Below are 13,287 nucleotides of genomic sequence, written 5' to 3' on the forward strand. Positions count from 1 at the left end.
CCCATGGCACTCGTTGCCGACATCCGCAAGACCGTCACGGACACCACCCCCGTCTACGCCGTCGTCGGGCTCACCGACCTCGCCGTCGAGAAGGTCCGCGCCGCACGGCTGAAGGCCCGCACCGTCGGCGCCGAGCTCGACCCGACCGCCCTGCAGTCCCGGGCGCAGGCGCGCGCCGCCGAGGCCCTCGAGCAGGGTAGGGAGCTGCCCGCCCTCGCGCTGAACCGTGGCCTCGTCCTGGCCGGCAAGGCCCAGGAGGAGTACGAGACCGTCGTCGCCCGGGGCGAGAAGCTGGTCAAGCGCGTGCGGACCCAGAAGTCCACCCGCGACCTGCTCGCCCAGGCCGAGTCCACCATGGCCCTCGGCAAGGGTGCGGTGACCACCGTGCGCAAGTCGGCCACCGACATCCAGCGCTCGGCCAAGGCCACGCTGACGACGGGCCGCCGCGAGGCCGCCGCCACCGTCGACGCCGTCGCGGACTCGGTGAGCGCCGAGGCGACCGAGGCCACCGCGACCGTGAAGAAGTCGGCGGCCCGCACCCGCACCGCCGCCAAGCGCACGGCGACGACCACGAAGAAGTCCGCCGCGACCACGAAGAGCTCGGCCAAGCGCGCCGCCACCAGCGCCCGCAAGACGGCCGCCGCGAGCACCAAGGCCACGGCCGCTGCCGCCGAGAAGGTCGGCGACTGACCGCTCCTGCCGCGTGAGACGGCCCCCACCCGCACTCCGGGTGGGGGCCGTCCCCGTCCCCGGCAGTGGTGGTGCCCGTCGCCCGGCGGCGCCTCCCGGGTCCACCCCGTCCCCGACGATGGTGGGTGCCGGTCGCCCCGCGGCGCCTCCCGGCACCGTGGTGGATACCCTCGCCGGGTGACCGAACCGGCCCTGCCCACCCCGCCCGCCCTCGACCAGGCCCCGGTGCTCGCGCACTACGTGCGCGGCGGCTTCGTCGAGTCCGCCCACCGCGCGTCCGTCGTCGCGACGGACGCCGACGGGGGCCACCTGCTGGCCCTGGGCGCCGTCGACGACCCGGTCTTCCCGAGGTCCTCGAACAAGCCGCTGCAGACCCTGGCGATGGTCCGCGCAGGGCTGCGGCTCGCCCCGCAGCACCTGGCCCTCGCTTCCGCCAGCCACTCGGGCGAGGACTTCCACCTCGCCGGGGTGCGCGAGGTCCTGGCGTCGGTCGGCCTCACCGAGGGCGCCCTGCAGAACACCCCGGACTACCCGCTCGACGAGACCGCCCGCAACGCCGTGATCCGGGGCGGTGGCGGCAAGCTGCCGATCACCCAGAACTGCTCGGGCAAGCACGCGGCGATGCTCGCCACCTGCGTCGTCAACGGGTGGGACACCGCGACCTACCGCGAGCTGGAGCACCCCCTGCAGCGCGCGATGGCCGCGACGCTGGCCGACCTGACCGGTGACGAGATCACGGCGACCGCCGTCGACGGCTGCGGCGCCCCCGTCATGGCCGTCACCCTCGCGGGACTGGCCCGGGCGTTCGGGCGCCTCGCCTCGGCGGAGCCCGGCACCCCGGAGGCCATGGTGGCCGACGGCATCCGGGCGTTCCCGGCATACCTGGGCGGCACCGGCCGCGACGTCACGGCCCTCGTGGAGGGCACTCCCGGACTCGTCGCCAAGGACGGCGCCGAGGCGGTGTATGCCGTCGGCCTGGCCGACGGCCGCGGCATCGCCCTCAAGGTCGCCGACGGCGGCACCCGCGCCAAGCCGGTCATCCTCGCCGCCGTCATGCGCCGCCTGGGGATCGAGTCCGCCGCGCTCGCCCAGCTCGAGGACGCGCCCGTCCTCGGCCACGGCGAGCCCGTCGGGGCGGTCGTCGCGGTCGGGATCTGAGCCGTGCGCGCCGTCCTGCAGCGAGCCTCCCGCGCGCGGGTCGTCGTCGACGGGGAGGTCGTGGGCGAGATCACCCGGACGGGCCTCGTGGCCCTCGTCGGGGTCACCCACGACGACGGTCCCGACCAGGTCGCCACGCTCGCCCGCAAGATCAGCGAGCTGCGCATCCTGCACGACGAGCGGTCGGTGCTCGACGAGGGTGCGCCCGTGCTCGTGGTCAGCCAGTTCACCCTGTATGCCGACACGCGCAAGGGCCGCCGCCCCTCCTGGGGCGCCGCGGCGCCGGGGCCGGTGGCCGAGCCGCTGGTCGACGCGCTGGTGGCGGCGCTGCGCGAGCGCGGCCTGGAGGTCGCGACGGGCATCTTCGGCGCGATGATGCAGGTCGAGCTGGTGAACGACGGACCTGTCACGCTCGTGGTGGACGTGTGAGCGGCCCGGTCCCGTTACTCTTGGCGGCATGTTCTCCGCACTGGGGTCGGCCCAGAACCTCGTCGTCTGGCTGCTGAGCCTCGCGGCCTTCGGGGCCGAGCTCTTCGCCCTGGTGGACTGCGTCCGGAACCGCCCCGACGCGTTCGTCGCGGCGGGCAAGCGCACCAAGAAGTTCTGGACGATCGTGACGGCGGTGGCGGCGCTGTTCGGGTTCATCTCGATCGGGTCCGGGCTGCTGTTCTCGATCGGCCTCATCGGCTTCGTCGGCGCGGCGATCTACCTCGCGGACGTGCGCCCGGCCCTGCGGCAGGTCAGCGGAGGGCGAGGCGGGGGCAACCAGCACATGGGTCCCTACGGCCCGTGGTGACAGGGGGAAACATGAGCGACAGGACCACCGAGGCGCCGACGGCGACGACCACCGAGGCGCTGCCCGACCCGCGCGACGGCATCTTCAGCGTGGACCGTCCCTGGGGGAACTTCCAGCAGTTCGTCTCCAACGAGCGGGTCACCGTCAAGATCATCACCGTCGAGCCCGGCCACCGGCTCTCGCTGCAGACGCACTCGCACCGGGGGGAGTTCTGGCAGGTGCTCGACGTGCCGATCGAGGTGACCGTGGGCGAGCGCACCTGGAGCGCAGCGCCCGGGGAGTCCGTGTGGGTGCCGGTGGGCTCGCTGCACCGGATGGCCAACAAGGGGGACCGGCCGGGCCGCCTCCTCGAGATCGCCTACGGCGACTTCGACGAGGCCGACATCGTGCGGCTCGAGGACGACTACGCCCGCTGAGCCGCGGACGGCAGGGGCGAGACGGCCTCCCACGCCACGGTGACCTCGCCGAGGCGCCACCGGGCCGCGGTGTCGTGCACCGGCCAGCCCTCGTCCCGCAGGGTCTCGACCGTCGCGAGGAACCGTTGCCGCGCCCCGAAGCTGGCGTGGTGGGCGGCATGCGCCCAGGCCCGGTCGAGCGCGCTGAGCCAGGTGTGGACGGGCTCGCCGGGCACGTTGCGGTGGATCAGCGCCTTGGGGAGCCGCTCGGCGATCTCCGACGGCGCCTGCAGCCCACGCAGCCGCCAGGACAGCGTGAGGGACACCGGACCGGTCCGGTCCACCGCCACCCACGTGCTGCGACGACCCAGCTCGTCGCACGTGCCGTCCACGAGCAGGCCGTCGTCGGTGAGCCGGGCCTGGACGGTCCGCCAGGCGTCGGCGACCTCGTCCTCGTCGTACTGGCGCAGCACGTTGAAGGCGCGCACCACGGTGGCGCGGGCGCCCTTCGCCAGGGGCACCTCGAACCCACCCAGCCGGAACGACAGTCCCTCCCGCGCCAGGGGACGACCTGCCTCCACCCGGCCGGGGTCGATCTCCACCCCGACCACCTGCACGTCGGCCCGGACCCGGAGCAGCCGGTCGTGCAGCTCCACGGCCGTCACCGGTGAGGCGCCGTAGCCGAGGTCCACGACCACGGGGGGAGCGGACGGTGTCCGCAGCCGCCACGCCTGGGGGCCGGCCAGCCACCGGTCGACCCGGCGCAGCCGGTTGGGGTTGGTGGTCCCGCGGGTCACGGTGCCGACGGGACGCTGCGAAGCCACGCGCGCAGCATACGGAGACCGCACGGCGCCGCCCGCCACGGCTGGCGCCACCGCCCCACGGAAGGCTGCGACCGCCGTGTGCAGGACACCCGGCGCGCGGCGCTCCCCCACGAGCGACCGTGCGGTCACGGTGCCTCGACCCCTCTACGCTGGCCGGGTGCGGTGGCGCGAGCAGGACATCAGCCGCAGCATGGTCGCGCTGGTGGCCTCGCTGGGCGCGCTCGCGCTGCTGGGGCTGGTCACCCACGTCCCGAAGTGGCTCGGGGACGACCGCGGCTTCCAGACCGTCACGCCGGGCCTGCTCACCGTGGAGGCCGACGCCAAGGGGGTGGCCACCCTGGGTGGCGGCGTGACCGTGAGCCTGTACACCGACGGGATGCGGGTCGTCCGTGGTGACAGCCTGCTCTTCCAGTCCGTGATCGGGGGATCGCTGCTGTCCGCCGTCGAGGGGCGCACGACGGGCACCGGCAGCTCGACCCACGAGCACGTGGACCGCCGGTTCGACAACATGCGGGTCGAGAGCCTGGTCTTCCTCCCCGGTCGCGCGACGTACGTGGGGGAGCTCTTCGACAGCCACGGCTCCCTGCCGTTCACCCTGCGCATCGAGCTCGCCGGGGGAGTCGTCAAGATCGGGGTCAACGTCAACGGCGCTGACGGTGTGGTGTGGCACCTCGACCACCGCCCCCTCACGACAGGCCTGCCCCCGGGCCTGCCGCACGTCAACCTGCGCGGGTCCGCCCGGTGGCTGCGCCCCACGACCCTCGAGGGCCAGGCCGCGTTCACCAGCAACCTCGGCACCGACGTGGGGCTGGGGCCGCAGCGGGTGCCCCGCGGCGTGGACGTCCGCGCACCGGGACGCACCGACGTCCACATCTGGTCGGACGCGACCTTCCTCAGCGTCTCGTCCCAGTCGCACGCCGAGGGCACCGGCTGACCCGTCCCGCCGCGGTCCGGGCTGGACAGCCGGGTCCTGCCCCAGGTGGCAGACTCGGGCGCATGGCCCCGGACCGCATCGACCGCGTCGCGATGCTGAGCGTCCACACCTCGCCCCTGGAGCAGCCGGGCACCGGCGACGCGGGTGGCATGAACGTCTACGTCGTCGAGGTCGCCCGCCAGCTGGCCCGTCGCGACGTCGAGGTCGAGATCTTCACCCGCGCCACGTCGGGGGACCAGCCGCCGGTGCACGAGCTCGAGCCCGGGGTGCTGGTCCGGCACGTCACGGCGGGGCCGTTCGAGGGGCTGCGCAAGGACGACCTGCCCGGGCAGCTGTGCGCGTTCGCGGCCGGGGTGATGCGGATCGGCGCCCACGCGCCCGAGGGCCACTACGACCTCGTCCACTCGCACTACTGGCTCTCCGGGCAGGTGGGCTGGCTGGCCGCGGACCGGTGGCAGGTGCCTCTCGTGCACACGATGCACACCATGGCGCGGGTCAAGAACCTCCACCTCGCCTCCGAGGACGCCCCCGAGCCGGCGGGCCGCGAGATCGGCGAGGTGCAGGTCGTCGAGGCGGCGGACCGCCTCATCGCCAACACCCTGGGCGAGCGGCGCGAGCTCATCGAGCTGTATGCCGCGGACCCCGGCAAGGTGGTCGTGGTCCCGCCGGGGGTGGACCTCGAGCTGTTCGCCCCGGGTGACCGGCTCGCCGCGCGGGCGGCCGTGGGCCTGCCTGCCGAGGCCAAGGTGCTGTTGTTCGTGGGGCGGATCCAGCCGCTCAAGGCTCCCGAGGTCCTGGTCGGGGCGGCCGCCGAGCTGCTGGCCCGGCACCCCTCGTGGGCGGGGGAGCTGGTGGTGGCGATCCTCGGCGGCCCGAGCGGTTCCGGGCTCGAGCACCCCGAGTCGCTGCAGCAGCTGGCCCAGCAGCTCGGGGTCACCGCGCAGGTGCGCTTCGTGCCGCCCGTGCCCCGGCCCGAGCTCGCCCAGTGGTACCGCGCAGCCGACCTCGTCGCCGTGCCCTCGCACTCGGAGTCCTTCGGCCTCGTCGCGGTCGAGGCGCAGGCGTGCGGCACCCCCGTGGTCGCTGCCGACGTGGGTGGCCTGCCGACCGCCGTCGGCGACGCCGGCGTCCTCGTCGACGGTCACGCCGTCCCCACCTGGGCGGACGCGATCGAGTCGCTGCTGCTCGACCCGGGCCGACGGCAGGAGCTGTCCCGCCGAGCCGTGGAGCACGCGGCCCTGTTCGGCTGGGACCGCACGACCGAGCGCCTCTTCGAGGTCTACGTCGAGGCGGGGCGTGCCCGACTGGACAACCTCGGCGCACCGGAGGCGGCGATGGCTGAGCCGGCGAGGCCGGCGGCCGCTGCCGCAGACCTCGACGGGCAGCGGGACGGCGGGGCACTTCGCCCCGGCGCAGACGTCGGGCGCAGCGGAGGCGCCACCCCACGTCCGGGCGGGCGGGTCCGTCCCGGAGACTCCCTGGCCGCAGTGCCGTCGGCGGTGGTCCCGTGAGCGCCGTCCGCGCCTCCGCCTCTGCGGCGATCGAGGAGTTCCTGGCGGACGCCGGGGTGGAGTGGGGGCCGGGGGCACGGGCCGGCGAGTACGTCGTCACGCTGCCCGGCGAGAAGAAGCTGCGGACGGTGGCCTCGCTGATCGTCCGGCAGGACTCCCTGTCCGTCTCCGCCTTCGTCATCCGCAACCCGGACGAGAACCACGCCGAGTTCTACCGCTACCTGCTGCGGCGCAACCTGCGCCTGCCGGGACTGGCCTACGCCATCGACCCCTCCGGCGACGTGTACGTCACCGGACGCGTCCCCCTCCAGGGCGTGGACGCGGCCTACCTGGATCGGCTGTGCGGCGCCGTGCTCGAGGCGGCCGACTCGCACTTCAACGAGCTCCTCGCCATCGGGTTCCTCGGGTCCATGCGCAAGGAGTGGGACTGGCGCGTCTCGCGCGGGGAGTCGCTGCGCAACCTCGAGGCGTTCCGGCCGCTGCTGCAGCGTGCCGGCGACCCGGGGCCGGACGGCGACGGGACCCAGGCCCCTCGCGACGGGACCTAGGCCCCTCGCGCGCGGCTCGGCGCCCGGCGATGGTGGTGTCGTGACCAGCACCCGTCCTCGCCCCGTCGCACAGTGCCCCCTGCGACCGGGCGACCCGTGCTCGCTGTGCTTCCCCGGTGCGACGGGTCCGCAGGACTGCGGACTGGTCTACCTCGCGATGGACGACCCCGAGCTGCGGGCGGCCCTGGCCGAGCAGCGGGCAGCAGTCCGGGCGGCGCGGGTCGCGCACTAGGCTGCGGCCATGGCCCACACCCTGATCCTGCTGCGTCACGGCGAGTCCGAGTGGAACTCCAAGAACCTCTTCACCGGCTGGGTCGACGTCGACCTCAACGACAAGGGCCGGGCCGAGGCGGTCAACGGCGGGACCCTGCTGAAGGACAACGGGATCCTGCCCACGGTGGTGCACACGTCGGTCCTGCGCCGGGCCATCACCACCGCCAACCTTGCCCTCGACACCGCTGACAGGCACTGGATCCCCGTGCGGCGCAGCTGGCGGCTCAACGAGCGCCACTACGGTGCCCTGCAGGGCCTGGACAAGGCCGCGACGCGGGACAAGTACGGCGACGAGCAGTTCATGCTGTGGCGCCGGTCCTTCGACGTCCCGCCCCCGCCCATCGAGGTCGGCTCGGAGTACGACCAGACGGGCGACCCGCGCTACGCCGGCGTGGACGTGCCGCGCACCGAGTGCCTCAAGGACGTCATCGCGCGGATGATGCCGTACTGGGAGGGCGCGATCCAGGACGACCTCCGGGCGGGGGAGACGGTCCTGGTCACCGCCCACGGCAACAGCCTGCGTGCGCTCGTCAAGCACCTCGACCAGATCAGCGACGAGGACATCGCGGGGCTCAACATCCCGACCGGCCAGCCCCTGCTCTACACGCTCGGCGAGGACTTCATGCCGTCGGAGCCGGCGCGCTACCTCGACCCCGAGGCCGCCGCCGAGGCCGCCGCGGCCGTCGCGAACCAGGGCCGCTAGGCCGTCAGGGCGTGGTGCCGGCCGTCCAGGACTCCTCGGACGGGAGGTCGACGGGCCACCGGCCGATCTGCCTGCCGGAGGAGTCGAACGTCACGACGTCGTAGGTCGCGATGGCCGGGTCGGTCGGCGAGGTGACGACGAGCGCGGTGCCCTTGCGCACGGGCACCACCGCCGAGCTGGGGTAGGCCAGGCTGGCCGATGACACCAGCTGCGCCTTCGCGGCGGTCGGGGCGAACACCTCGTTGAGGACTCGGTGTTCGTCGAGCCCGCGCTTGAGGACGAACGGGCGGTCGGCGGCGGTCGACGCGTCGATCGGCACGCCTGAGGCGGACTCCACCGTCATGGACTGGCTGCCGTCCTTGGCGCTGACGACGACCAGGGCGCTGCGGAGCACCTGGCCGGCGGGGAGCTTGGTGTCCACCACGATCACGTGGTTCTGGACCGGGCTCTTGGTGCCGAAGTCTGCTCGCTCGACGACCCGGGGGTCTGCGCTGCCGAAGAAGCGGGTCGTGGCGTGCACGCTTTGCGGGTCGAGGCCCAGCCGGTAGGCGTCCCCCTCCCCGATCGCCTGCTCGGCCCTGACGCGGAAGTCCTCTCCGGTGCAGCTCAGGCAGATCGAACCCTTGCCGCTGACGTCCTCGGTCGGCCGACCCGTGAGGGTCACGCGCTGGGCCGTTGCCGCGGCCGCGCGGCCGTCGGCTCCGACCGAGACGCGTGTGAGCATCGGCGGCGAGTTCTCGAGCAGCTCGGTGTACATCCCGTCGGACAGGGGAACCGAGCGGAAGGCGTCGCGGGTGACCGTTCCGTCGAGCCCGATGTGCACGGACGGCGAGATGGAGGCCTGGCGTGTCGCAGGACTGGCCAGCACGACGAGGGTGGAGTCGTTGTCCGCGTGCTCCCGGATGCTCACGACGTCGCTGAGTCCTCCCGACGCCGAGGACACCTCGGCCATGTCCGCGGCCGCGGCGCCCCGGGGGCCGGAGTACATCGTCAGCTTCTCCGCCCCGTCCGTGCTCGGGTTGTAGCTCACCACGACCCGCGAGGTGGGCAGGTCGCCGGCGTACACGACGTGCGCGTCGGCGAACTGCTGCCCCACGGAGTCGATGAAGGCCTTGTCGTCGGCCAGCGGGCCGCGCACCGGCCAGGTCGACACCGAGCTCCAGCGCGGATCGTCCGGGGAGGGCAGCGGGAGGGTGTGGGTACGAGTGGCCGGGGTGGTCGTGTGGTGGTCACCGCCGGCGAGGCCCGGGACGACCACCGCGAGCGCGAGGACGACGGCCGCCACACCTGCGTATGCCGTGCGGCGGCGCCGCTGGGACGTGCGGATCGCGCCGCTCACCCGGCCGTAGGCGTCCCCGGGCGACGGCGACAGCTCCTCGGCGCGGGCGGCCAGCGCCTCGCGCAGCTGGGTCTCGATGCTCATGCCAGGCTCCTCTCGTCCGTCGCGTCGTCCTGCCCCTGCATCACCGTGCGCAACCGCTCCAGCCCCCGTGAGGCCTGGCTCTTGACCGAGCCGGCCGACATCCCGAGGGCCGCCGCGGTGGCGGCCTCCGACAGGTCCTCGAAGTAGCGCAGCACGATCACCGCCCGCATCCGAGGGGGCAGCTGGAGCACCGCCCGGGCGAGCTCGTCGCGGGCGTCGACCGCGGCATACGCGTCCCCGCGTGCCCGGTCGGCGTGGACGGGCACGTCGCCCAGGGACTCGGCCACGCGCCGCCTGCGCCACCAGGAGGCCGACTCGTTGGCCAACGCCGCACGCGTGTAGGCGTACGGCGACTCGGCGGCGACGTGCGACCAGCGCCGGTGCACCTTGACCAGGGTCGTCTGCACGAGGTCCTCGGCGCGTCCCCGGTCTCCGGTGAGCAGGTAGGCCGTGCGGACCAGGCTGTCCCAGCGGGTCCGGACGAACCGCGCGAAGTCCTCCTCCGTGGTGTCCACGGCGACCCCCCTCCCTGCTACTGCGGTGCTCATGCCCTTCTGGACGTCGGTAAGTGTCCCCGAGGTTGAGAGCGAGTGGGCGCGACTTCGGCGACACGGCCGGCCGGGGACAGGCCGAGGGGCCCGGTCTGCGCCCCCATGGCGGACCGGGCCCCTCGTGGAGCAGGGGTCACCGCAGCCCGTCGGCGCGGTCCTCCTGCTCCTCGTGGTCCTCGGCGACATCCCATTCGCCGGTGACCAGGTACACGACGCGGTGGGCGACGGAGACCGCGTGGTCGGCGAAGCGCTCGTAGTAGCGCCCCACGAGGGTCATGTCGACCGCGGCCTCGGTGCCGTGCTGCCACGTGCCGTCGATGAGGTGGCTGAACAGCTCGCGGTGCAGCTCGTCCATGGCGTCGTCGTCGCGCTCGAGGGTCTTGGCGTCCTCGACGTCCTTGCCGGCGATGACCTGGCCGGCCTTGGCGACGATGCGCTCGGCGACCTGCCCCATCTGCAGGATGGTGGCGCGGATGTCGGCGGGGACGGCGGAGTCCGGGTAGCGCAGCCGGGCCACCTTCGCGACGTGCCGTGCCAGGTCGCCCATCCGCTCGAGGTCGGCGCTCATCCGCATCGACGTGACCACCATGCGCAGGTCGGTGGCGACGGGCTGCTGGCGGGCGAGGAGGTCGATCGAGCGGGCGTCGAGGTCCTCGCGCAGGGTGTCGAGCTCCTTGTCGGCCTCGATCACCGACTCGGCGAGCCGGATGTCCGCGTCGAGCAGGGCCGTCGTGGCCCTGGCCATGGCCGAACCAGCGAGCCGAGTCATCTCCACCAGCTGGTCGGAGATGGTGTCGAGGTCCTCGTGAAAGGCGTTGCGCATTGCTTCCCTTGGGTGTCGGCACGGGGCGTGCGTGGTCTGCGTCCGCCCGAGGCTCCCACGGGGCAGTGAACGGTCGGGTGAACTCAGGTGAACATCTGGGGACCGGCCCGCGGGAGCACGCACGACCGGTCGGAGGTGGCGTCCGCGCACCGTATCTTGGAGGCGTGGATGCGACGACCGCTGCGCTGCTCGCCGGCTTCGCCGGGCTGCTGACCGGCGCCCTCGCCGTCGTCGCGGTCCGCTACTCCGAGCGCCAGCAGATGAGTATGCCCGCGCACGCGTCCGCAGTCCCCGCCCTGCCTGCGGGGGTGGCGGACGTGCTTGCCGTCCTGCGCAGTGGTGCGATCGTGGTCGACTCCGCGGACGAGGTGATCAACAACTCCCCGTCCGCCGTCGCGTACGGCCTGGTCCGCGGACGCGACCTCGTCCACGCCGAGCTGCGCCACCTGGCCCGGCAGGTCCGTCGCGACGGGGTGATCCGCGAGGCGCAGCTCGAGCTGGCCAGGGGACCGCTCGGCCAGGCGCACTCGATCATGCACGCCCGGGTCGCCCCGCTCGGCAGCAACCACGTGCTCCTGCTGGTCGAGGACCACACCCAGGCCCGGCGGGTCGAGGAGGTGCGTCGCGACTTCATCGCGAACGTCAGCCACGAGCTCAAGACCCCGGTCGGGGGCCTCGGCCTGCTCGCCGAGGCCGTCCTCGACGCGAAGGACGACCCCGAGGCGGTCACCCGGTTCGCCACACGGATGCAGGTGGAGAGCGCGCGCCTGGCCCAGCTGGTCAAGGAGATCGTCGACCTCTCGCGGCTGCAGGTGGCCGACACGCTGCACGAGCCCAGGCTGGTCGACGTCACGGCTGCCGTCCACGAGGCCATCGACTACACCCGGGTCGCGGCCGACGCGAAGCAGATCGAGATCGTCGAGGCCTGCGCCCCCGACCTGAAGGTCTTCGGTGACGAGGACCTCCTCGTCACCGCGGTCCGCAACCTCGTCGGCAACGCCGTGGCCTACTCCGACCCCGGCGCCCGCGTCGCGGTCGGTGGACGGCTCCACGACGAGATGGTCGAGATCACGGTCACCGACCAGGGGTTCGGCATCCCCGAGTCCGAGCAGGAGCGCATCTTCGAGCGCTTCTACCGCGTCGACGCCGCCCGGTCGCGGGCCACCGGGGGCACGGGCCTCGGGCTGGCGATCGTCAAGCACATCTGCGCCAACCACGGGGGCGACGTCGCCGTCTGGAGCGAGGAGGGACGCGGGTCCACCTTCACGATCCGCCTGCCCGCAGCCGTCGACCGCACCGGCGCCGGCCCGGAACGCACCGAGCGCGCCCCCGGGGCGCCGGAGCAAGGAGAGGCCCCAGCATGACCCGCATCCTGGTCGTCGAGGACGAGGTGTCGTTCTCGGACCCCCTGTCCTACCTGCTCCGCAAGGAGGGCTACGAGGTGTCGGTCGCCGAGACCGGGCCGGACGCCCTCGACGACTTCGACCGCCAGGGCGCCGACCTGGTGCTGCTCGACCTCATGCTGCCGGGGCTGTCCGGGACCGAGGTGTGCCGGGCCCTGCGCCAGCGCTCGACCGTCCCGGTGATCATGCTTACCGCCAAGGACAGCGAGATCGACAAGGTCGTGGGGCTGGAGATCGGCGCGGACGACTACGTCACCAAGCCGTACTCCTCCCGCGAGCTGCTCGCGCGGATCAAGGCGGTCCTGCGCCGCGGCCAGGAGCCGGAGGACCTGTTGCCCACGACGATCGAGGCCGGTCCGGTGCGCATGGACGTCGAGCGGCACATCGTGACGGTCGCCGGGCGTCCCACGCCACTGCCCCTCAAGGAGTTCGAGCTGCTCGAGATGCTGCTGCGCAACACCGGCAGGGTGCTCACCCGCATGCAGCTCATCGACCGGGTCTGGGGCAGCGACTACGTCGGCGACACCAAGACGCTCGACGTCCACGTCAAGCGGTTGCGGGCCAAGGTCGAGCCGGACCCGGCGGAGCCCCGGCACATCGTCACGGTGCGGGGCCTGGGCTACAAGTTCGAGAGCGACTGACCCGCCGGGGTCAGGGGGTGGTGCTGGGCGACGCGGTCGCCGTCGCCGTGCCGCTCGGCGAGCTCGTCGGTGCGCTGGTGGGAGCGCTCGTCGGTGCGCTGGTCGGAGACAGCGTGGAGTAGTAGTTGTCGGGCGGCAGGACCGGGACGGTGACGACCACGGACGGCTCCGTCGGCGACTGGACCTGCAGCTTGACGACGTCACCGGGCTCGACCGGGACCGAGGGCAGCTGCACCTGCGTACCGTTCGACAGCGGCTGCTCGTCGTTGGCGGGGGCCGTCGCGTAGACCGGCGCCGAGTTGGGCAGGGCGAAGGAGATGCGCTCGGCGGTGTTGCCGGTGTTGCTCACCGAGCCGCTCAGCACGCCGGGCTTCCCCTTGGCGGTGCTCACGATGACGAGGTCGCGCACCTGCACGGCGCCGAGGTCGACCGGGACACCGTCGGCCGGGTTGTAGGTGACGTCGGTCTGGACCGGCGACTGCGTCTGGCAGGCGGACAGGACGAGCGCTGCCCCCAGGACGGCCACCGGGACGAGACGACGAACAACGGTGGGGCGGCCGGCGGAACGGGGGGCGAGGGGGCTTCGGCGAGTCACGCGGGACAGCCTACCGGGC

Annotated in this window: 17 protein-coding genes; 12 read left to right on the top strand and 5 right to left on the bottom strand. The window is 73.4% G+C overall.

All coding sequences use genetic code 11. From position 1 onward, the window contains the following. Positions 1–3: 3 nt before the first annotated feature. From ACYVDO_RS09645 to ACYVDO_RS09665, 5 genes are all read left to right on the top strand, one after another. Positions 4–690 carry a hypothetical protein gene (locus tag ACYVDO_RS09645; protein WP_460935190.1) on the top strand — a complete coding sequence of 229 codons (687 nt, stop codon included), beginning with the start codon at positions 4–6 and terminating at the stop codon, positions 688–690. Between the two features lie 177 nt (positions 691–867). Next, positions 868–1,848: an asparaginase gene (locus ACYVDO_RS09650; protein ID WP_460935192.1), complete on the top strand. Its 981-nt coding sequence runs from the start codon at positions 868–870 to the stop codon at positions 1,846–1,848. Positions 1,849–1,851: 3 nt separating this feature from the next. Continuing rightward, complete coding sequence (dtd, locus tag ACYVDO_RS09655) at positions 1,852–2,277, top strand: D-aminoacyl-tRNA deacylase (protein WP_460935194.1); 426 nt, start codon at positions 1,852–1,854, stop codon at positions 2,275–2,277. Between the two features lie 28 nt (positions 2,278–2,305). Further along, positions 2,306–2,644, top strand: a complete 339-nt coding sequence (locus ACYVDO_RS09660) for a DUF2516 family protein (protein ID WP_460935196.1) — start codon at positions 2,306–2,308, stop codon at positions 2,642–2,644. 11 nt (positions 2,645–2,655) lie between these two features. Then, on the top strand, positions 2,656–3,060 hold the full coding sequence (locus ACYVDO_RS09665) for a phosphomannose isomerase type II C-terminal cupin domain (protein ID WP_460935198.1): 405 nt from the start codon (positions 2,656–2,658) through the stop codon (positions 3,058–3,060). Here the strand turns inward: ACYVDO_RS09665 and ACYVDO_RS09670 are convergent. Next, positions 3,048–3,863, bottom strand: coding sequence for a class I SAM-dependent methyltransferase (locus ACYVDO_RS09670; protein WP_460935200.1), 816 nt, complete (start codon positions 3,861–3,863; stop codon positions 3,048–3,050). The two genes, ACYVDO_RS09665 and ACYVDO_RS09670, sit on opposite strands and share 13 nt — an antisense overlap. Positions 3,864–4,020: 157 nt before the next feature. Between ACYVDO_RS09670 and ACYVDO_RS09675 the strand changes: the two genes are divergently transcribed. The 5 genes from ACYVDO_RS09675 to ACYVDO_RS09695 all read left to right on the top strand — a co-directional run bounded on the left by ACYVDO_RS09675 (position 4,021) and on the right by ACYVDO_RS09695 (position 7,832). Continuing rightward, a complete protein-coding gene (locus tag ACYVDO_RS09675; RefSeq protein WP_460935201.1) occupies positions 4,021–4,797 on the top strand; it encodes a hypothetical protein in 777 nt (258 codons plus the stop codon). A gap of 62 nt (positions 4,798–4,859) precedes the next feature. After that, positions 4,860–6,308, top strand: a complete 1,449-nt coding sequence (mshA, locus tag ACYVDO_RS09680; protein ID WP_460935202.1) for a D-inositol-3-phosphate glycosyltransferase — start codon at positions 4,860–4,862, stop codon at positions 6,306–6,308. Continuing rightward, the gene (locus ACYVDO_RS09685) at positions 6,305–6,856 is read left to right on the top strand and encodes a YbjN domain-containing protein (RefSeq protein ID WP_460935203.1); all 552 of its coding nucleotides are present in this window, start codon (positions 6,305–6,307) and stop codon (positions 6,854–6,856) included. Before mshA ends, ACYVDO_RS09685 begins: the two co-directional genes overlap by 4 nt. Positions 6,857–6,896: 40 nt before the next feature. Then, positions 6,897–7,088: a DUF6767 domain-containing protein gene (locus ACYVDO_RS09690; protein ID WP_460935204.1), complete on the top strand. Its 192-nt coding sequence runs from the start codon at positions 6,897–6,899 to the stop codon at positions 7,086–7,088. A 9-nt stretch (positions 7,089–7,097) separates the two neighbouring features. Further along, positions 7,098–7,832: a phosphoglyceromutase gene (locus ACYVDO_RS09695; protein WP_460935206.1), complete on the top strand. Its 735-nt coding sequence runs from the start codon at positions 7,098–7,100 to the stop codon at positions 7,830–7,832. Positions 7,833–7,836: 4 nt separating this feature from the next. On the opposite strand, the gene ACYVDO_RS09700 is transcribed toward ACYVDO_RS09695, so the two are convergent. From ACYVDO_RS09700 to phoU, 3 genes are all read right to left on the bottom strand, one after another. After that, entirely contained in the window at positions 7,837–9,255 is a 1,419-nt protein-coding gene (locus ACYVDO_RS09700) for a hypothetical protein (protein ID WP_460935207.1), read from the bottom strand. Beyond that, positions 9,252–9,770 (bottom strand): SigE family RNA polymerase sigma factor, encoded by a 519-nt coding sequence (locus tag ACYVDO_RS09705; protein WP_460935209.1) that lies wholly within the window; start codon positions 9,768–9,770, stop codon positions 9,252–9,254. Before ACYVDO_RS09705 ends, ACYVDO_RS09700 begins: the two co-directional genes overlap by 4 nt. A 169-nt stretch (positions 9,771–9,939) precedes the next feature. After that, positions 9,940–10,629 carry a phosphate signaling complex protein PhoU gene (gene phoU / locus ACYVDO_RS09710; RefSeq protein ID WP_460935211.1) on the bottom strand — a complete coding sequence of 230 codons (690 nt, stop codon included), beginning with the start codon at positions 10,627–10,629 and terminating at the stop codon, positions 9,940–9,942. 164 nt (positions 10,630–10,793) lie between these two features. Here phoU and ACYVDO_RS09715 point away from each other — a divergent pair, with 164 nt between their 5' ends. Together ACYVDO_RS09715 and ACYVDO_RS09720 are read left to right on the top strand one after the other, a co-directional pair. Then, entirely contained in the window at positions 10,794–11,993 is a 1,200-nt protein-coding gene (locus tag ACYVDO_RS09715; RefSeq protein ID WP_460935213.1) for a sensor histidine kinase, read from the top strand. Then, positions 11,990–12,673, top strand: coding sequence for a response regulator (locus tag ACYVDO_RS09720; protein ID WP_460935215.1), 684 nt, complete (start codon positions 11,990–11,992; stop codon positions 12,671–12,673). Before ACYVDO_RS09715 ends, ACYVDO_RS09720 begins: the two co-directional genes overlap by 4 nt. Positions 12,674–12,683: 10 nt before the next feature. Here ACYVDO_RS09720 and ACYVDO_RS09725 read toward each other — a convergent pair whose 3' ends face one another. Beyond that, a complete protein-coding gene (locus ACYVDO_RS09725) occupies positions 12,684–13,268 on the bottom strand; it encodes a hypothetical protein (protein WP_460935217.1) in 585 nt (194 codons plus the stop codon). Between the last annotated feature and the right edge of the window lie 19 nt (positions 13,269–13,287).

It is taken from the genome of Phycicoccus ginsengisoli (assembly GCF_054779295.1).